Annotated in this window: 14 protein-coding genes; 1 reads left to right on the top strand and 13 read right to left on the bottom strand. The window is 47.3% G+C overall.

The genetic code is table 11. The annotated features are described in order from the left end of the window. Positions 1–47: 47 nt before the first annotated feature. The 10 genes from AC58VC_RS25725 to AC58VC_RS25680 form a co-directional block, all read right to left on the bottom strand. On the bottom strand, positions 48–914 hold the full coding sequence (locus AC58VC_RS25725) for a carbohydrate ABC transporter permease (protein ID WP_497372677.1): 867 nt from the start codon (positions 912–914) through the stop codon (positions 48–50). A 54-nt stretch (positions 915–968) separates the two neighbouring features. After that, the gene (locus AC58VC_RS25720) at positions 969–1,937 is read right to left on the bottom strand and encodes an ABC transporter permease (RefSeq protein WP_497372675.1); all 969 of its coding nucleotides are present in this window, start codon (positions 1,935–1,937) and stop codon (positions 969–971) included. A gap of 288 nt (positions 1,938–2,225) precedes the next feature. Further along, positions 2,226–3,758, bottom strand: coding sequence for a sulfatase family protein (locus AC58VC_RS25715; RefSeq protein WP_497372673.1), 1,533 nt, complete (start codon positions 3,756–3,758; stop codon positions 2,226–2,228). A 7-nt stretch (positions 3,759–3,765) separates the two neighbouring features. Further along, positions 3,766–7,071, bottom strand: a complete 3,306-nt coding sequence (locus AC58VC_RS25710) for a glycosyl hydrolase (RefSeq protein WP_497372671.1) — start codon at positions 7,069–7,071, stop codon at positions 3,766–3,768. Positions 7,072–7,303: 232 nt separating this feature from the next. After that, positions 7,304–8,815 carry an extracellular solute-binding protein gene (locus AC58VC_RS25705; protein WP_497372782.1) on the bottom strand — a complete coding sequence of 504 codons (1,512 nt, stop codon included), beginning with the start codon at positions 8,813–8,815 and terminating at the stop codon, positions 7,304–7,306. 95 nt (positions 8,816–8,910) lie between these two features. Further along, positions 8,911–9,783, bottom strand: a complete 873-nt coding sequence (locus AC58VC_RS25700; protein ID WP_497372669.1) for a carbohydrate ABC transporter permease — start codon at positions 9,781–9,783, stop codon at positions 8,911–8,913. Between the two features lie 12 nt (positions 9,784–9,795). Further along, on the bottom strand, positions 9,796–10,638 hold the full coding sequence (locus AC58VC_RS25695; RefSeq protein ID WP_497372780.1) for an ABC transporter permease: 843 nt from the start codon (positions 10,636–10,638) through the stop codon (positions 9,796–9,798). 318 nt (positions 10,639–10,956) lie between these two features. Then, positions 10,957–13,218 (bottom strand): helix-turn-helix domain-containing protein, encoded by a 2,262-nt coding sequence (locus AC58VC_RS25690; RefSeq protein WP_497372667.1) that lies wholly within the window; start codon positions 13,216–13,218, stop codon positions 10,957–10,959. Between the two features lie 201 nt (positions 13,219–13,419). Further along, positions 13,420–14,178 (bottom strand): phytanoyl-CoA dioxygenase family protein, encoded by a 759-nt coding sequence (locus tag AC58VC_RS25685; RefSeq protein ID WP_497372665.1) that lies wholly within the window; start codon positions 14,176–14,178, stop codon positions 13,420–13,422. Positions 14,179–14,222: 44 nt separating this feature from the next. After that, a complete protein-coding gene (locus AC58VC_RS25680) occupies positions 14,223–15,053 on the bottom strand; it encodes a phytanoyl-CoA dioxygenase family protein (RefSeq protein WP_497372663.1) in 831 nt (276 codons plus the stop codon). A gap of 192 nt (positions 15,054–15,245) precedes the next feature. Here AC58VC_RS25680 and AC58VC_RS25675 point away from each other — a divergent pair, with 192 nt between their 5' ends. Then, entirely contained in the window at positions 15,246–16,088 is an 843-nt protein-coding gene (locus AC58VC_RS25675) for an AraC family transcriptional regulator (RefSeq protein WP_497372661.1), read from the top strand. A 76-nt stretch (positions 16,089–16,164) separates the two neighbouring features. On the opposite strand, the gene AC58VC_RS25670 is transcribed toward AC58VC_RS25675, so the two are convergent. From AC58VC_RS25670 to AC58VC_RS25660, 3 genes are read right to left on the bottom strand one after another with little or no spacing between them, the layout of a single operon-like run. Next, positions 16,165–17,403: a ComEC/Rec2 family competence protein gene (locus AC58VC_RS25670; RefSeq protein WP_497372659.1), complete on the bottom strand. Its 1,239-nt coding sequence runs from the start codon at positions 17,401–17,403 to the stop codon at positions 16,165–16,167. 19 nt (positions 17,404–17,422) lie between these two features. Then, positions 17,423–18,016 carry a histidine phosphatase family protein gene (locus AC58VC_RS25665; protein WP_497372657.1) on the bottom strand — a complete coding sequence of 198 codons (594 nt, stop codon included), beginning with the start codon at positions 18,014–18,016 and terminating at the stop codon, positions 17,423–17,425. Positions 18,017–18,041: 25 nt separating this feature from the next. Next, positions 18,042–19,436 carry an MBL fold metallo-hydrolase gene (locus AC58VC_RS25660; RefSeq protein ID WP_497372655.1) on the bottom strand — a complete coding sequence of 465 codons (1,395 nt, stop codon included), beginning with the start codon at positions 19,434–19,436 and terminating at the stop codon, positions 18,042–18,044. Between the last annotated feature and the right edge of the window lie 6 nt (positions 19,437–19,442).

The raw sequence follows: 19,442 nt of genomic DNA, 5'->3' as shown, positions 1-19,442 counted from the left end.
TCTACACGATTCGACATCTTGAGCTGGAATCCCTTCCCTTCTGGCCGTTACCCCTTAACCGAGCCTACCATCGCACCTTTGGCAAAATGCTTTTGCAAGAAAGGATATACCAACAAAATCGGAACCGTCGCTACGATAACCGCAGCCATTTTTAATGTTTCGGACGGAGGCGGGACAGTAGAAACATCCATCCGCAGATCCGTGTTATTCGCATTCAGCAATATGTTTTGCAGCATAACTTGAAGCGGCCATTTGCTTGCATCGTTAATATAAATTAGAGCATTAAAGAACTGATTCCAGTACGCAACCGCATAAAACAGCCCGAATGCAGCCAGCGAAGGAAGCGACAACGGCAAGATAATTCGGAAAAAAGTCGACAAGTCGTTGCACCCGTCCATCGAAGCCGATTCCTCAAGCTCGGCAGGGATACTATCGAAAAAGCCCTTCATCAAGATGACGTTCCAACCGCTTGCAAGTGCCGGTAAAATCAGCGACCACAGGCTATCAATGAGATGCAATTCACGTACCAGCATATAATTCGGGATCATACCAGGATTGAACAATATGGTGATCAGAATCGCGATCAAGGCGAACCGTCTGCCGCGAAGCCTTTTTCTGGATAAAGTATACGCGAGTGAAGCGGTGACTACCAAGCTGAGTGCCGTACCGACAAGGGTCACGTAGGCGCTTACACCAATTGATTTCGGAAAAGCGCCTGTCGCCATCAGAAATTTATACGATTCAAGCGACCACGTCTTTGGAAAGAGCACGAAGCTTTCCTTCAAATATTCCGTGGGATCCGTAAAGGAAACGACAAACACATAATACAGCGGGAAAAAGGTGATGATACCGACCAGACCCAGCAAGATGATGTTACCTATGTTAAACAATCGGTCTCCTAGTCCTACTTTCATATAATTCCCTCCTAAGGACATTGCTATAGCCATGTCTCTCCATAGATATGGACGTTAATAAACCCCTTCTTCGCCCATTTTTTTCGAAATCCAGTTTGCCACTACAACCAACACCAAGCCTACAATCGATTTGAACAAACCAGCGGCCGTACTATAACTAAACTCGCCTTGTTGAATACCGACCCGGTACACATAGGTATCGAATACTTCAGCCACATGGGAAACAGCGCCATTGTACATCAGGAATACTTGCTCAAAGCCAACATCGAGCATATGGCCGAGACGTAAAATGAGCAGTGTGATGATCACGTTGCGGATCGCCGGGAGTGTAATATGCCACATTTGGCGAAGCCGGCCCGCCCCATCAATTTTAGCAGCTTCATATACCCCTGGATCGATGCTTGCCATCGCGGCCAGAAACAGAATAGTTCCCCAACCGCACTCCTTCCAGATCGACTGCAAGGTAAGCATGCCCCAGAACGTATCTGGATTCGTTAGAAAATCAACCCTGGCTAAGCCTATCCCTTCCAGCATTTTGTTAACCAAGCCTTCACCTTTGGCAAACATGAGGAACGTCAAGCCAGAGATGATGACCCATGACAAGAAGTGCGGCATGTAGACAATCGATTGAATGACCCGCTGATACACCACGCTGCGAAGCTCATTCAAGAGCAATGAAAGTACAATGGGCAGCGGGAAAAAGAGCACGAGGTTCAATAGATTAATTGCCATCGTATTACGGAAAAGCAGCATAAAGTCTGGATTGGTAAAAAATCGTTGGAAGTGCTCGAATCCCACCCATTCGCTGCCGGTTATGCCGGCAAACGGCGAAAAGTTCTGAAATGAAATGACCACGCCCCACATCGGAGCAAATTTGAATATTAGAAAAAACAATGCGCCTGGCAGGCCCAGCAAATATAAATATCTGTCGCGCCTTAGATCCTTTAGAATGCCTCTCTTATGCCATTCTCGGGATTTCGCTGATTTGTGAGATGACGTAGATTCTGGTTGTGCGAATGCCATCCTTCCATTCCCCTTTCTAATTTTTTTCTCGTATGATTAACAACTTAGAATAAAACCATGCCGTTTACAATCAGACAATATTGCCCGGGATGAAGGCAATTTTGTCGCAACCGGAACGGAAGCTGAGACTATTTTGCCGGTTGAGACAATCTTGTGCAGAAGAAGGAAAACCGCGCTACAACAGGGATATACACGCTAATATGCGCAAAAAAGGGGCATCCCATGGTCAGTACTGACACTTGGGCCGCCCCTTCTTATTCCTCACTGTCGATAGGAGGATACTTGCCTTTATTCCATCGCCGCAAGCCCATGCCGGTCATAAAAGACCGGGCCTCGGGACCAGACGCTTGCCAGATGCATCAGAAGCTCCCCCGTCATGCGTTCACGGACCTTCGCATAATTCTCATCGGCATACACATTATGCCATTCGTTAGGATCTGCTGCTAGATCATACAGCTCTCCTTGAAACTCGCCGATTCGGCCAATAGCCTCTCCGAGCTTGCCAGGCATATACATGATCAGCTTATAATCCTGCTTTCTCCACATCAAGGCAGGAGCCGAATGATGCGCTTCCGCTCCTTTGCCATGAAATTCACAGAAGGTCCCAAGACGCTGCGTCTCTCCCAGCAGATCAAGCCCGGGCAACTGCGGATTGTCCGGCAATCCCGCTACCTTGGATAAGGTCGGCACGAGATCCACCAGCTCGGCCGGACGGTCGTCCACCGACCCCTGTACCCTTGGCGGCAAATAACTTCCGGCTAGGATCATCGGTACACGGACACTGCTTTCATACAAACAGTATTTGCTGAAGCGGTGTTGTCTCTCTCCTAGCATCTCGCCATGGTCGGAGACGAAGACGATCAAAGCATTGTCTAGCCGCCCTTGCTGCTCCAGCCGCTCCAGCGCCTTGCCCAAGTAATCGTCAAGCCAGGAGCAATTCGCCCAGTAACGAAGCGTTGTCCGCTTGCGCTCCTCCGGCGTCATCGCTTCCCATACATGCCGCTTCTCCCAATAGTTGATCTGGCTGCTCTCATTAACAGCATCGGTCGCGGCCAGATGCGTATCCTGCTCAAGCTCCCAAGGCGGCTGAGTGATATCCGGGATATTGCTAATATCGTATAGATCCTCGAATTCCTTCGGCACATTGAAGCCGGCATGCGGTTTTAGGAAGGAAAGATACAGAAACAGCGGGCGCGACTCGTCCAGCCCCTCATCGATGAACTTCAAACATTGCTCCGCCACCCATCCATCACGGTGCCAATGCGTCGGTACTTGACTCGTACAGCCGAGATAACCTTTGGAATTCTCCTCGCCGCCACCGTAATCTTTCGTTTCTTCATAATAAGCAGCGAGCCCCTCCGGCTCGGCATCCCCCATCATGACAGCGCCATCCTCATAATGTCCGCTGTCGCGGGACAGCCCGACAGCTCGTACTTCGAAGCCGCGTGTAGAGGGAACTGGATTTCTCACCCCGTGATTCCAATGGGTTTTCCCGAAGCCTGCGGTCTGATACCCTGCTTTACGCATTAATTCCGGGAGCGGATCGCTTGGCAGCTTGTCTTCATCGTACAAGCCGCCGTGATTGGTTCGCACTCCGAGCTGCGATGGATAATAGCCGAACATCATCGAGGTGCGGCTAGGCACGCACATCGGCGCCTGACATACCGCCTGGCTATACGTGATTCCCTGCGCCGTCAGTTTATCGATATTCGGTGTATGGATATGCTCGTTGAATGTACCGATACAATCCCAGCGCTGCTGATCTGTCATGAAGAAGATAATGTTCGGTTTGATCGCTGCTTGTTCTGTGTTGTTTGGCATGGACGTCTTACTCTCCTTCCGGGTTCTGGTAAGACCTTACCCGCTCGGCTGTGTAAACTGGCTTCAATTCGTGCTTCGCATAATCAAAATATTTGCCTTCCAGCAAGCCAATTAACGTGTTGGTCACGCGAACTTCGATACGGTTCGTGCCTTCCATCAGCATCGATGTGCGCCCGCTGAAGCGGTACGGCATCCAGGTACGGGCTCCAAGTGACACATTGTTCACCAGCACTTCCGCCACGTCATGGAACTCGCGGTCCAGTCCTTCGAATGTAAGCTCGAAGCTGTCCCCTTGCGGCAATCGGTCCAGCTGAAGCTCACGGCTGAAAGTCATCGTTCCGCCAAAATACGGATAACCCGCATAAGGACTTGCAGCCAGCGGATGCTGCGAAGCGACCGGACGCTTCAAGACGGGGCGCTGCTCGGTGTCAAAGCCAGTTTGGAAGCTCCCTGTTAGATACAGCGCATCGATCAGACCATTCCAATCCTGCTCGACCGTCACCTCAACCGAAATTTCATTGACGCCAGGCCGCAGATACGTTGTAATTTCGCAGCCTACGTTCATGTAGTCATACAAAACGTGTTGCGCAAAATCCAACTTCTGAAGACGATGACCGTTAATCATAATCGAGCCTTCTCCGGAAAGTGCTCCTTGATCCATCACGAGAACCACCTGATCAAGCGGGTTTTCCACGACGATGGTAGTGGAATACCGGGCTTGAAGTGGATAAGCCAAGCTAATGCGCATCGGCGTTCCGAATAACTGGCTCATGTGCACCGGCAACTTCGTCGAAGCAGCCAAGTCTGCACATTGGTCTATGAACGTTTTGACCTGCACCAACGGTGCATCCTCCTCCGCTCCCGATTCTAAGCTGTTAACACCAGGAATCGAGAGATAAAACGCATCCAACCGCACCGCGTTATCGTCATCCGTTTGCGTCGTCCATAAGGTCGACTCGGACGCATCGACCTTAAGCTGCCAAGGTTTGACTGGCAAGGCTTTGGCAGCTAATCTGCGCGTGATACGGAAAAGTCTGGATTCGTAGGCATCCAGTACGACCGGCAACGTCCAGCCGTTGTTAGTGGGTTCAGCCTGGGCAGGCACTTCGTCGCCGCGATCCAAGGATAGCTCTGTAAACAGAGCCTCATTTCCCACATTTCCCTCCCAAAGAGCGGTTGAAATTTGCAAAGACAAATTACGCGCTGGCTCTTCCTGATTGCTCACGAAGACAAGGAAACTATCCGCATCGATTCGGCGAGTCTGCATGAGAATACTGCGTCCGCCGTTTGCCGATTTCAGCTTTACTGCCAGCGGATGAAGCTCTTCAAGCAGATTAGACAGGCTGCCTAGCACGGCAGCCTCATCAGCCGACGCCGCAAATGGCAAGTGATACGCGTTCGCTTCACCTTTGGACCACACCAGAGCAGATTCGGCGCCTTCGTTCCAGAAATGTTCTCCGCTGGGCTGCTGCAAACCGAAGACGCTCGCTGAGGAAGCCGTGTCCCAGCCACTGGTTTCAATCGCTTGATACGGCAATTGCCCCATACTGATAACTGTTCCACCTTGTGCAAGGAACATCTCCAGCTTCGCCCATGCGCCACTCTCCAGATTGGTCATTGGCGGCACAATCACATTCGTATAGCTGGCATTGCCTAGTCTGATCCTACCGTCCTCCACCACCGCTTCCGCGAGCAGTCCTGTATCCAGATGATCGTAATCCCTTCCGCCGTAGGTCAGCTCGTTGCAAATGCGTGTCCACCACGCTTTCAGATCACTAAGCTTGCGCTTCTCATCGACGTTGATACCGCCATAATCAAAATGGTGGAAGGGATTGCCCATGTAGGCCCATAGCGATGTTGTCGGTTGAAGCACCGCTGTTCGAATGTCCGCTTCGCCGCAGCTCATGACATAGCTGATCCGTCCGACATAATCCCCGAGTTGTCTAAAATAGGGCCAATACGGATTTTGCAGAAACTGAGAAGGCGGCGCGTCATGCTTCATCAGTGCATCAAGAGTATAGAAAAAGGCATGGAAGTTAAAAAAGTTCGTGCCTTGCGCGGCCATACGATCAATCATCCACTTCGCATCCTGAAGCGTCATTGACCATCCCACACTATGGAAGCACTCAATTAAGTTACGCTCACGGCCGAACTGACGGGCAATGGAACTGACCATTTTGGCGCTGGAACGAAAGCTTTCCGCCTGATTATTCAAAATCCAATCCAGCGAACGCCCGAGCTTTTCATGCGCGGTATCCCCTCCGGGTACATGACTGTACCGCTGTGTGGTATGCCGTACTGACGGCACTTCGGTCACGTATTGAAGGCCATACTGTTCACACCAATCATGCACCTGCTTATGATAAGCGCTGAGCAGAAGCTCATGAATAGCTTGATAATAATCATAACGAATTCGAGCCGACTGCTCTCCTTCTTCATACAGCAGGGCGTGCAGATGTTCCCGCAGGTCATAGCCATTTTGCTCCATGAAAAATGACGGCAGCTTCGGCGACCATGGTAAGCTTCCCAACAGCCCGATCTCATCGGTAAACATGCCCTTGATCGTACCACCGAAGTATTCACCCAAGTGCTGTGCATACTTATCGTGCGTCAATCGAATAAACGTGGCCATTGCCTCATGATTGCACGGATCGACGAAAGTCCCATAATACTTGAAATCTTCAATTTCCTTCTCCTGCATAATCAGCACTTCCCAATTACCTGGAGGCGGTGTCCACTCCATCTTCTGAATCGTGCGATAGGTAAAGAACCGTTTTTGGTTGTAACTCGTCAAGCCCGCTTTCTGAAAAATCGGCTCCGCTTGGAAATTACCGATGGATGAACGGACATCCACCGCCTCGTTCCAAAGCTTCTCACCTTCGGCGCTAACAGGAATCGCTTTTGCATACAAGATACGCGCCCACGGGAGCTCCATGGACAGATGCTCTCCGCCCTGCACCCGCTCGGCCCGATGCTCGAGTGTATAGTGCTTAGCCTCCGGATGCTCCAGCGTCACCTCGCCGCCAGCAATCCCGCTCGGGTACGGGTACTCGTCGTAGAGCCACACCTGCAAATTGCGGCGCTCGGCCGCTTCGACCGCTACGCGTACTTTACGAAACCAGGCATCGGATAAGTAAGGGATCTGAAGCCCCTGTCTCGCACAGACGAAAAATCCCCCCAAACCCTTGTCTGCCATCTCATCAATCTGATATCGAATCTGCTCATCGTCCATTTCCCCATTCCAAAACCAAAACGGATGAATCCGGTACTCCGCTTCTGGCTGTGCAAAAGACTGCATATTAAACTGGGCCATGCAAGCTCATCTCCTCGGCAAGTGCATATTTAAAATATTGCTTCATCTGTTAAACACTATAAAGGAAGTCACTTTGCCCTAACAATCGCACTATTTTGACGCGCATTATTCTCGCTGCAACTATCTTGCCCGGTTTGCACATCCTTGCGAAATCAGGCCAATATGACGGCCAATTACGTAATAAGGCTGCCAATCGTTCTTGGCAGCCTTGTGGTATTTGTTTATGCAGCTACTACTTCTTTTTCATCTCCTGATATACTTTCTTCTGTTCATCCATGACCTCTTTACCGCCGGTCTTCATGTACTCAGCAACCATATCATCGTATAGCTTATCAAAGTCCGCCGGCTTAGCCGTTACGGTCTTCACATAAATTTCAATGGCTTTATCACCCAAGGTTTGATTGTATTTAATTTGCGCTTCGATGGGTCTGTCAAAACGCGCGGGCAGCTGCCCGTCCTGATCACCAACCTTGATACTGTTCATGGTGAAGTCCTTATACTTGGGATCAGCCGCGTTTGCTTTCAGTGTTTTTTCTTGATCGCCCATATCTTTGCCGTTGATCAGCATGCTGTAGTCCAAATAGTTGTACATCACCTTTTTGGCTTCATCCGAATCCATAATGACCGGAATGCCGTCGTCGCCCTTTTTGTAGGTAACTCCTTCCGTACCGTTTTGCAGATCGAAGATAACGTTATAATCCGACATCCAGTTCAGAAACTTAACAGCTTCTACGGCTCTTTTGCTCGCCTTCGGTACCATGAGGTGAGCAGACAGCGGATGGTAAATCTGCTTCACATGTTTGCCTTCATAGTTCGTGAACGGATCTACGGGCAGCAGCGTGGCACTCGGAACATTCTTCTGCAGGGTGGAATAATACGATTGATAGACAGGTTCGTTTGTATTGGTGATCGCAAATCCGATCAATCCGTTCACTAAATCAGCTTGAAACTTTTTACCATCTTTGTCCAGGGCAAAATCAGGGCTAATTAAGCCTTCGTTATACAGCTTGTTCAAATACTTATAACCTTCTTTATTACCCGGTTTCATCAAATCCGGAAGAGAGTAGTATTCTTCTTCCGTCATTTTCTTCCAGAACGTCCGGACCAGAGGGTCCAGATTGTTGTTATACCGAATGCCATAAGGAATGACCTTTCCGCCCGTATTGCCTGGATCTTTCTCCTTAAAAGCTTTCAACACAGCATAGAACTCATCGGTCGTTGCAGGCGGCTTCATACCCAGCTTGTCAAGCCAGTCCTTGCGGATAATCGGTGTTGAACTGGCGATAATAATTCTTTTCGCGGGAATGGTGTACTGTTTTCCTTCAAAATTGCCATAACTCAAGAGCTTATCTCCGAGATATTTCTTCAAATTCGGACCGTGCTGGTTTATCAAATCGCCAAGCTCGGTCAATCCGCCCTGCTTCACCCAATTCTGTACAGCGGGATCGCTATAAGTAAAAATAATATCAGGCGCCTCATTAGCCGACATCAGCACATTCAGCTTCGGTACTTCCTCTGTTCGCGGAACGGTTACAAACTGCAGCTTGATATTATTGGGGTCGCCAAATTTTTCCTGCATGTATTTGACAAAGTAACTTTCCGTAAGCGGCGGCGCGCCCGGCGGTGTGTTGCCACGGTCGAAAAGCTCTATTTTGAGCGTTACTGGATCTCCCTTGGCCCCACTTCCATTTGCACCACCTGCGCTAGAGCAGGCCGCAACGGTACCTGCCAATAAAATGACCATCAGTGAGCTGCTAACTGTTCGGATAAGCGATTTTTGATTGCGCAAATCATTCAACTCCCTTTTTCATGTAGAATGGGACTCATCTTATGAATCAATCAACCCTTCACTGCGCCAATCATAATCCCGGAAATAAAATATCGCTGAAGCCAAGGATATACGAGCAAAATCGGAATCGTGGCAAACATGATGCTTGCCGCTTTCAGACTCTCGGGAATTGGGGCCATAGCATTCATCCCTTCCGTTGCAGTCGCGTCGCTCATTTGATTACTGATGACTAGTTGGTACAACTTCAGTTGAATCGGGTATAAATCTTGATTTGTAATATAAAAGAGCGCATCCATGAACCCGTTCCACCGACCTACAGCATAGAACAAGCTCAATGTTGCCAGTACCGGCAAAGAAAGCGGCAGCACAATCCGGAATAAAGTTCCGAAATGCGAGCTTCCGTCAATCCGTGCAGACTCTTCGAGCTCCTCTGGAATGGAGGCGAAAAAGGACTTTAAGATAATCAGGTAAAAGGCGTTGATCATGCCAGGCAGTACTAACGCCCAGAGGGTGTTCGTCAGCTTTAACGATTTTACAAGCAAATATTCCGGAATCAGTCCTCCGCTGAAAAACATCGTAAACACGATAATGATCAAAAAGAAGTCCCGGCCTTTCAGTTTTTTCTTCGTAAGCGGGTAAGCTGCACAAATCGTCATGATCATGCACACTACCGTGAATACAGCCACAAGTAAAATCGTGAAAAATAACGAGCTGACCATCTTGGCATCCTTAAATACCGATTGATAAGCCATTGTGCTCCATTCAACCGGGAATACCGTCACCTTATTCGATAAGATTGCCGCATTGGAACTTAACGAGACGGCGACCAAATGAAGAATAGGAACAAGGCAAACAAAGGACGCCACGGTTACTAGCAAAATGATGAAGCTATCGATAACCTTATCGCTTGCACTGACTTTCATTTGACGCCCTCCTTACCAAATTCCTTGGTCGGTCACTTTTTTGGAGATATAGTTCGATGACAACAGGAAGATCAGGCCGACGACAGCCTGGAATAACCCAATGGCCGTAGCGATTGTAAAACGAGCAGAATTGATCCCGACCTTATAAACGAAGGTACTTATAACATCGGACACGTCAGTAACTAGCGGATTCCCCAGCACAAAGGGACGTTCAAATCCGATGCTCGCCATATGCCCAATGTTGATGATTAGCAATATCATTATGGTTGGTTTGATTCCGGGAATCGTGATGTTCCATATTTTACGCAGGCGGCCCGCTCCATCCACTTCCGCGGCCTCATATAGCTCTTTGTTGATTCCCGCTAAAGCCGCCAAATAAATGATGGTACCCCAACCGGCATTCTGCCACACACCTGCTCCCACATAGGTGATAACCCAATAGACGGGTTCAGTTAGAAATGGAATCGCTTTCATTCCTGAGGACTTCAATAATATATTTACCAGACCTGTATTGGTGGATAGAAGCTGATACACCATGCCCCCGATGATGACCCATGAAATAAAGTGAGGCAAATATAGTACGGTTTGCGCACCCTTCTTAAACCATTTGATCCGGATTTCGTTCAATAACACAGCCAAAATAATAGGTGCCGGGAAAGAAACCACCAAATCTAATAGATTGAGCAGCATCGTGTTTCGCAAGACTTTGTAGAAATCCTTCATTAGAAAAATTTCACGAAAGGCATCCAACCCCACCCAAGGACTCTTCCATACTCCCTGGAACATATTAAAATCTTTGAAAGCGATCGTTACCCCATACATCGGAATATACTTGAAGATCAGGAAATACAACATTGGCAAAAATAGCAATGCGTACAACTGCCAATCCTGACCCGCAATAAGTCTCCTGCTTTTTTTTAAGACTGACGAGCGAATGGTATACTGAGCGGCTAGCGTCTTATCCATTGCAGGTTCGTTACTAGGCATATGATTCCTCCTTTTCGTCATTGTATTTCCACAATAATTCAAGCTTGGTCAACATTCAATTAACAAGAATCGCCGCTTATCGAAATGTAAGAAAGTCCCTATTTCTATTACCTAACCTTTTCTCACACCTTAACATTTCCGAATAAAAGGTTGAAAGCGCTTGCTATTTTAATGAGTGAAATTGGCTTATCCGTTGCTATTTACCTCTGTTTTTTTGCGAAAGTCTCCAGGGGGAACGCCCAGCACATTTTTGAAAGCTCGGTGAAAGGAAATGACGTGAACATAGCCAACCCGTTCTGCGATAGTTTGTACCGGCAAATCGGTCTTAAGCAGCAATCTCTGAGCTTCCGCCAAACGAATCCGCAGTAAATAATCAATAAATTTCTCTCCGAACTCCTCTTTAAACAGCTTGCTTAAATAGCGAGGATTCATTTCAAAATGCTCACTAATCCTATTTAAGGATAGATCAGAATCGTAATAATGCGTTTCAATATACACTTTTACCTGGCATATGAGTTCATGATTATTCCTTGCGTAGCGGGCAGCTCGAACACGAGGCTCAAGCTCGGAAAGCAGCATAACCAACCGCTCATGCCATTCTTCCAGTTTTTCAGAGTGCTCCACTAAGGCTTCAAGAACCGGCTTGTATTCCGTGGTCCACAGCTCCTGTGCCTCTCCCGTCATTTCCATCAGTTCTTTATTCAGATGATACATTAAGTAATTGGAAATGTGGTTGATATCGCTTTGTGAGAACCGGCCCTTCTTTAAAGCATGAAAAAGCGAAATCATATGAGTCTGCCATTGCCCATCGTCAGTCCGGAACGATTTCACGATTGTTCGAACCGATTGCAGATGAGGGAAAATCCGACCTTCCGTTTTCGCATGTACATCCCGGCTTCCAATGAGTGAGCCTAATCCAAAGACTGGCTTGTAAGACAAATGTTTTTTTGCATCCGCATAGCTTTGTGGAATGTCTCCAAGAGTGTGGGTCTCTGGCCCGATTCCAACTGACACCGTAAATTCTAGATTTGCTAGAATCCAATCCTGCAGTTTTTTCATGAAATCATATACGGTATTCTCGTCTTGCTCCTGGCTATCATTCAAGTAAAACATAACGGCCATTTGCTGTGGTTCCACCCATTCATTCCACACAAATATCCCTTCGTTTTGGGCAACTTCCTGAAGAACGTTGCTAACAACAAATTTAAGCAAGTACTGATCACGCGAGCTATAGTCACCGATAAAATGAGAGTAACGGTCGATTTCCATCATCGCTACCGCCAACCTGTTGAACTCGGAGGGTAGTTGCAATCTAGCGGTCTCTTGCCTCCACTCCGTTTCAATCATTATCCTATGGCCTTCCAGCCAATCGACCAATACTTGCCTTCTACGAATCAGTAGATCATCTTTATGTAGTTTCTCGTACTGGCTCGTCCTTTCCAATAAGTTATCGATGGCCAATTCTATAAATTTCAGTTCGCCGACCCCCGCATGCTTCACAAGCTCGCTGCTTTTTCGTTTCGTGTAATCATTGATCCTTAGCGCAATGGACTGGATCGGTTTGTAATGCCTGTGAGTAATAAACGTAAACCAAATCAGGCCAATAAGGATAGTCGCTATGCCCACTATTATCCAAAGGTCATTAAATTGCGACATGAAAGATAATTTCCGATCTCTTTGTCCACCCGGCATATACAGCCAGCCCGTATAGTCGGAATGAATCTGCTTCCTTTTTAGCTCTTGTACGGGTGTGGTTTGGCTCTGAAGCGTCAAGTTTCGGTCAAAAGGCTCTAGGTTAGTGGTAAGTAACCGAATGAAACCGGCATCATATCGCGTTAAATCCTTCATAAACCCAACTAATGAACGAACGCGGATGTTTACCACGACAGCCCCCTGTTTGATGCCATCTAATGGGAAAAACTTGACTAATGACACCACTTGTTCCTCACTTGAATCATGAATAAACTCGCGATAATTTCTTGGATTCGTCCACCCTGGGGGCGATGTCTTCGAATGATAGGCAGCAAGAAGGAAGTCACGATCTCCAAACTGATCCAAGTCGGATAAGCCGTTTCTGGATAAAATTTTCCCGGATTGTTCGTTATACATATAAATGGAACTGGAAAAAGGCAGCATGGAAGAGAAATCATCCAGCTTATGTGAAATCACAAAGTAATCAAAAAGCGTTTTATCACCCGCCGAATACGTATAGAAATCTTTTAACTTCTCATCGGTAAAAATTTCTTTGATCGTCATTTGTTCGGAAGCCTTCAGATTAGCATCGACGGCCTGCATGACCTTTGTCGCAATAGAGTCATCCGTCATCGCGATTTGTTTTTGTGCTGAATTATTTAATATCGAGAAAAAAGAAAAGATTAAGACGGAAATGACAACGAAAAATAGGGGGGCGTAAGACAACAGCATGCGATGATACCAGCTCATTTTCATCAAAATCAGTCCTCCTGCACCTATAACTTGATTGACAAATAGCAGAAAAAGATCGTTTCCGCTACCGCTAATTTCCATTTATTCAGCATAGTATATTAGCTTGAAAATTGTTGTCGAATCCTGTTTGAAACAACATGGAGGAGACACAAAAAAACACCGGAAGTTGATCCGATGTCCTTGATTTGATATGGATTGTCCGAATTAATCAAAAATAGTTGAAAACGGTTCCGCTGGCCGGGATATCGTATCGGCATCCATGTAACAAACGCTGAAGGCCCTACGAGATTTGCTGCTGCGATTGCCTTCCGAACCATGAATCGTCCAGTTATGAAGCAAGACGGCTTCGCCGGGCTGAAGCTCCAAATAATCGGCCTCCCTATTTACTGTCAAATCCTCGATCTGCTCCTTGGTCAAAAATCCAGATGGATCATTTGGATTCATAAGATTACGGTGTGTGCCGGGATAAACTTGAACACAGCCGTTTTCACGAGTAGCCGGGTCCAAGGCTGTCCATATCGTCAACAATGGATCACGATCCAAATTGGACCATCGATCCTGATGATAAACCAGACGAGTACCATGATAGGCGGGCTTGTTCATAAACATGGCGCGGAAACTAGCAACCCTAGTGTGGATTCCGTATATTTTTTCCGCAATAGAGCGGAACAGCGGCTTCTTCATATAAGCCAAATACAAGGGATCGAGCTCCAGGTTCTGGATCTTGCGGTAATTAAGCGTTGCTCCCTTAAAACCGAGGGTCTGCGCCGATTGTTCGAAGCCTTCCCCTTCTTCCCGCTGCATCATCAACCGGTTATAATCAATTTCAGCTTTACCTAGCATAATCTCGTCTATCCGGTTGGTAAGCGCTGTCACTTCTTTCTCCGACAAAACTTCTCCCAATCGGAGGTATCCTTGCTCTTCGTAGGTCTGCCACTGCTCGAATGATAACATTTCACCCATGCTGTTCACCCTCCCTTATCTGAATATTCATTGGTAAGTAAAGCTCAACATTCTGCGGAAGTCATCTCGTTAGTAAACATCCGTTTGTATTCCCCGGCTGACATCTTCTCTGCCGATTTCGGCGCATAGTGAAACTGCAGCGACCGGCGGCGCTTGGATGAATGATTATTTGGCGTGCCATGATAAAGCAGCCCATGGAAGAACAGAATTCCGCCCGACTGGAGTGGAACTGCTGCATCCCTCTCTACCGGCACATTCGTGTCGCAGATCTGCCAATCTCGAACAGCGTAGTGAGGTGTAGCACCATCCATGTGGGAACGCGGGATGACGTGCATGCAGCCATTGTCGAGCCCAGCCTCGTCAAGTGCGATCCAAACGCCAACCACCGGCTTGTTCCATGTCAAGTTGTTGTAAGCCATATCCTGGTGCCATGGCTTCTCCGCTCCCCCGAAAGGAGGCTTCAACAAAGCCTGGTCCTGCACGAGATTTACTTCTTCTCCAAGCAAGCGTTCGACAACCGATAGGATAGCCGGATGATAGGCGATCGCTCGCAACGACTCATCGAAATCAACAAAGTTGTAAAGTTTCCTTACTGCAAGCTCTCTTTCCTCATCGGTCTTAAGTTCACTCTGCGGTTTGGTGAATTGCAGCTTAACCTTCGTGTCACGGTTAAAGATATGATTCATAACTGCATCAATCGACTGGCTAACTTCTTCCGCCGTCAGTATTTGCTCTATGGCAATGAATCCCGCGTCCTTGTACTGTTTGATGTTCTCATCTGTAAAATCATTGATTGATACTAATGGCCGATGCACATTGTCGAAGCGATACATACGTGTGTTAATGTCATCTGGATTTTGTACATTTGTACTCATTGTAACCCTCCTTAAAGTTGTTAAATCTACATCTGCTACATTTACAATAACGTTTATCTTTATTAATGGAAATGGATGGAAGAGCGACTTTTTTGTATAAATGTACATATAGATGACATTCACAAACTCGTTGCTAACGGCTGAAGCTTATGATTAAATGGAAACCAAACGTCACTTGAAGGAGTGTTTGCGATGATCACTTTCTTTTATAATGGTTCCGTGGGAAAATCTCGGTGCGAGCCAGGTTGGGAATGGTCACGTTTAAGCCCCATGCCCGATTACGACCTATGGTATGCCATAGAAGGAAGAGGGCAAATGATGATCAACGGCGTAAGCTACCCGATCTCTAAAGGCTCCTGCTTCTTAATCCGGCCGGGTGATCAAGTGAAAGCAACGCAGGAACTCGATCATCGGCTAACCGTCATTTTCATACATTTTACAATCCAACCGGGACTCGAAGTCGATCTTCCCGAGAGACATGTACGGCTAGAGGACGCCACTTTACCGGAAACATGCCTACAGCGAATTGTTGAGCTGCAGCTTCGAGAGGAAGATCGGCAGGAAGAAGAATTCGACCTGCTCGTGCATCTTGTTCTTCTGCATATGCTGCGCCAGCAAAAAAGCAGCTCTCCATCACCGGTCTCTCCTATGCATAAACAACTCATCCACAAAGTTATGGATGAGCTCCGCGACCAAATTGGCGAAAAGGCAATAACCGTAGCAAGCCTCGCCGAAAACGTCAATGTTTCTCCGCGTTATTTGAGCCAACTATTTATGAAATACACCGGTTTTTCGCTAAGGGAGTACATTACGCGAGTCCGCATGGAGCGGGCACGCTTTCTTCTGTCCGAGACCTCGATGAATATTACGGAGGTTTCAAGCGCACTCGGTTTCACGGACGTCTACCATTTCAGCAAAATGTTCAAATCTCACAATGGAGCGCCTCCGTCCAGGTTTCGCTACAAAGGGCGGCCAGCCAAAAGCAATTACGGCGATTCCAAGCCTAAGGAAGATATCGATCCTTTTGAATGGTAACTTGTCGCTATTTTCGAAATTCCGAATTGAATGAACAAAAAAAGAAGCTGCCATGAGGCAAGCTCCTTCACTATAGTTACGGTTGTGTTATTGTGAGATCCGTACCGCCAAATTCAACATTTACATTTCCTGATTTGATTGTTGATCCGGTCCAGTTAAGCAGTGCATAATTATTTGCTTTCAGGGCCTCAATGATTCTATTATCCGCTCCGCCGCCTTTTCCACTTAAAAAGTACATTTTCTGCAGAACTGTACTGTTCAAAGTTTCCTTCAGTGTGCTGGTAGCGTCTGTCAAATCGGCAGAAGTCGGGTTCGTTATAGAATGGTTTTCATAATAAGTATTCACGATATCATTATAGCTGTTAGTAACAATCGCATACTTAGGATTGATGGTGCTAGCGATTGAATCCGGCATGAGACTAAAATAGAAACCATGATGCGCAACCTGATAAACGCTAATATTGCCTACGACTTCTTCTATTTTTTTCCCAACTTCGTAAGAATAATTTTGGTTACTATTCTCACCTACGTCAGCGCCCAAGTATGTTCTGAAATTCGTTCCAGTACTTGTTGTGCACTTTAACAACAAAGTTGCTGCGTTCAAGTTTTCATCCCATTTATTTGATGACAAATCTTCTATGATAGACTCGTGATTCCAGTCGTTTCCATTAAACCATGTCATTGTAAATTTACCAAATGTAATAGTATCATATAGGCCAACGGATACATAACTGCCTTGTGCATTTTTAGTAAACTTCTCAATTTTCGCCTTGAATTTGTTAGCGGATAAACCTCTAAGCTCCGATAAGGATCCAACATCATTGTCGAAAGCTTCATAAGGCTTTATTTTACCGATCGGCATATTTTTAGCTTTCGCTGCAGCTATGATCGCATTAGCTCTGTTGGCAATACTGGCTTCACCGGAATAAGTTGAAGCGGGATCTGCTACGTCCTTTAGATAGAGTGTCGTGTTGGCATCCGCAAAACTAGCGATTGCAGCTTCGGCACCACCTGCATGATCCCCATGCATATGTGAGAAGGCGATAAAAGACAATTTTGTCGATCCAAGTACGGAGGTTAAGTATGGCGCTACATATGTTGTGTAATCTCCACTCGTTCCCGTGTCAACCAACCCATAGCTTGCCGTAGTACCGCTAATTGTTTTTATCAGGGTAGCATTTCCTTTTTCACCAAGGTTGATAAAATAAACGCCCGCTTCAGCAGGAGCAGCTGCAAATGATGTTGTATTTGACATCAGCAAACCCATACAAAATAGTACAACCACTGCAAATTTCATTCTCCATTTTGATTTCATCATAATCCTCTCCTCTGTACTAGATTAACTCGAAATTCTCAGATAAGTGTCTGACACAATCGTACAGCAAATACTCCGACTTCTCGCTGTTATGAATGATCGTAGTGATGGACGTATTGCGCAATTCGTTACCCGTTGACTCGTCCTTCATTAATGCCTTAAAGGTTTGTCCAAGGAAATAACCGTGAGTGACGACAAGCACCTTCCGGCCAGCATAACGCGAAGCTATATCCTGAACAAAGTCGATTCCACGCGCACGCATGGACTCATGGTTTTCTTGGCCCATATCGAGCTCGTTCCAGTTCTCTCCCCATCGTGCAACCCGTTCCTCCTCAGTAGTGTTGGCGATTTTCCCTCTATCCATTTCACGCAGCCGCTCATCGAATAAGTCAACCGGCTTGCCGATGGCGGCAGAAATAATTTCTGCCGTTTCCCGGGCTCTTCTTAAATCACTTGAGATGAAGACATCCCACTGCTCTTCGGAGAGCCGTTTGGCCACTAACGCAGCTTGCGCTCTTCCCGTTTCATTCAGCGGATTTTGCGTATGGCCCTGTGCTCTCTTCTCCACATTGTGATCGGTAATGCCGTGTCTGACGAAGGTAATCGTGGTCATCGTCTTTCCTCTCCCTCTGATATCTTTATTTCCCAAGGATCGAAGCCACCTCCACTGTCTCTCCCTTTTGCGGAAAATACGCGTTAATTCCTCTTGTATTTTGCGACCTTGGATGGCGGCTGTGCAATGTAATAACCGCTTGAGGAGCTATACGCTCGATCATATCGGCGATAGCTTCAGGATGCGCATGCCCACCGTTGCACAACGAATGGCCGGTAATTCCGAAAGTTTTCAAATATTTCGCCACATCAGCATGATCGAGTTTAACGCTATAATCGGATTGGATGAAATGCGAGCCTCCCTGCAAATCACCGAGCGTTTCCAGTTCAATCATATGGGCAAGATCGGGAAATTTATAAAAGTAGACATATTCGTTTTTCCGCTCGGCCATTTTCTCCAAGGAAATCGTCTTGTAAGGCACCTGCATCCTGTCCGTTACTGTCGCGTCGACGATTTGAATATCCGCGCCAAGCGCGGGGTGCCCTTCCAGAATGCGCAGGCACTCTCGATTTGCTCTATGCCAGATGACGGCATGGGAAGCCTCCATGACCACTTTTCGCCCTTTCTCAACGGCAATGGCAATCATGTCGGCCATTCGCTCCAGATCCCGTGGCGACATTTGCAGGTAAATAAGTCCTCCCGCCTCATCCACAATATCGGCATACCGGGACAACAGCTCGACTTCTGTCATTTGGTTGGGCAGATCAGCAGACGGGTCCGCTGTAAGACGCGTTCCTTCCGTAATTAACAGGTCGATCCGCTTATCACGGCAAAGCTCGATGAACCGGTCGATCCGCTCCGGATGCTTGCCTTGTCTCCGCCAATCTCCCGTATAAGCGATTTTGTGGTCGCCACTGTCTATAATAATACCCGCCGACCCCGTAGCATTATGGTCCATCTCGACGATCTGCATCGTAAATTCGCCGAAATCGACAACGCTCAAATCGTCGCACACCGTAATACGTGCCGCAGTATCCGCCGTATGGCCCCCCTCAACCATGCCCCGGTATAGGGAATGAGCATCGTGATTCATATATACCGTAACATCCGGGTTGGCATAAGGAAGAACGGCCATATGATCCGTGTGCATATGTCCGATAAACAAACTGATCTCCTCATAATGAGGAAAATCTCTGTCTCCCCAAGAATGGCGTACCTTCGCCATATCCAGTTTCTCGATATGCTGTGGGTCGTAAAGCTCAGGAAGCGGGGCGGTCATTCCGCCAAGCAAGAACTGCCGCAGTTCACGGCCAGGCGTTGCTCCTACAGGCTCGTACAGCGTCAGCTGTTTGGGGAACAGCAGGCTGCTGTGCTCGACACCGAAATCGAACATAACAGCCTGTTCACCTTTTCCGTAAAGAACCTGTACGCCTCCCGATTCACCTACCCCGCCAAAAAAAGTTAATTGACCATTGTGCATTACACT

The organism is Paenibacillus sp. J22R67, from assembly GCF_059692175.1.
The sequence above is the reverse complement of the archived record's forward strand: the minus strand, read 5'-3'. Positions and strand labels throughout refer to the sequence as shown.

What these genes read in the sequence shown, in the direction of transcription:
- AC58VC_RS25725 (WP_497372677.1), bottom strand. Translation starts at nt 914, where the DNA reads ATGAAAGTAGGACTAGGAGACCGATTGTTTAACATAGGTAACATCATC.
- AC58VC_RS25720 (WP_497372675.1), bottom strand. Translation starts at nt 1,937, where the DNA reads ATGGCATTCGCACAACCAGAATCTACGTCATCTCACAAATCAGCGAAA.
- AC58VC_RS25715 (WP_497372673.1), bottom strand. Translation starts at nt 3,758, where the DNA reads ATGCCAAACAACACAGAACAAGCAGCGATCAAACCGAACATTATCTTC.
- AC58VC_RS25710 (WP_497372671.1), bottom strand. Translation starts at nt 7,071, where the DNA reads ATGGCCCAGTTTAATATGCAGTCTTTTGCACAGCCAGAAGCGGAGTAC.
- AC58VC_RS25705 (WP_497372782.1), bottom strand. Translation starts at nt 8,815, where the DNA reads ATGGTCATTTTATTGGCAGGTACCGTTGCGGCCTGCTCTAGCGCAGGT.
- AC58VC_RS25700 (WP_497372669.1), bottom strand. Translation starts at nt 9,783, where the DNA reads ATGAAAGTCAGTGCAAGCGATAAGGTTATCGATAGCTTCATCATTTTG.
- AC58VC_RS25695 (WP_497372780.1), bottom strand. Translation starts at nt 10,638, where the DNA reads ATGTTGTATTTCCTGATCTTCAAGTATATTCCGATGTATGGGGTAACG.
- AC58VC_RS25690 (WP_497372667.1), bottom strand. Translation starts at nt 13,218, where the DNA reads ATGAAAATGAGCTGGTATCATCGCATGCTGTTGTCTTACGCCCCCCTA.
- AC58VC_RS25685 (WP_497372665.1), bottom strand. Translation starts at nt 14,178, where the DNA reads ATGGGTGAAATGTTATCATTCGAGCAGTGGCAGACCTACGAAGAGCAA.
- AC58VC_RS25680 (WP_497372663.1), bottom strand. Translation starts at nt 15,053, where the DNA reads ATGAGTACAAATGTACAAAATCCAGATGACATTAACACACGTATGTAT.
- AC58VC_RS25675 (WP_497372661.1), top strand. Translation starts at nt 15,246, where the DNA reads ATGATCACTTTCTTTTATAATGGTTCCGTGGGAAAATCTCGGTGCGAG.
- AC58VC_RS25670 (WP_497372659.1), bottom strand. Translation starts at nt 17,403, where the DNA reads ATGAAATCAAAATGGAGAATGAAATTTGCAGTGGTTGTACTATTTTGT.
- AC58VC_RS25665 (WP_497372657.1), bottom strand. Translation starts at nt 18,016, where the DNA reads ATGACCACGATTACCTTCGTCAGACACGGCATTACCGATCACAATGTG.
- AC58VC_RS25660 (WP_497372655.1), bottom strand. Translation starts at nt 19,436, where the DNA reads ATGCACAATGGTCAATTAACTTTTTTTGGCGGGGTAGGTGAATCGGGA.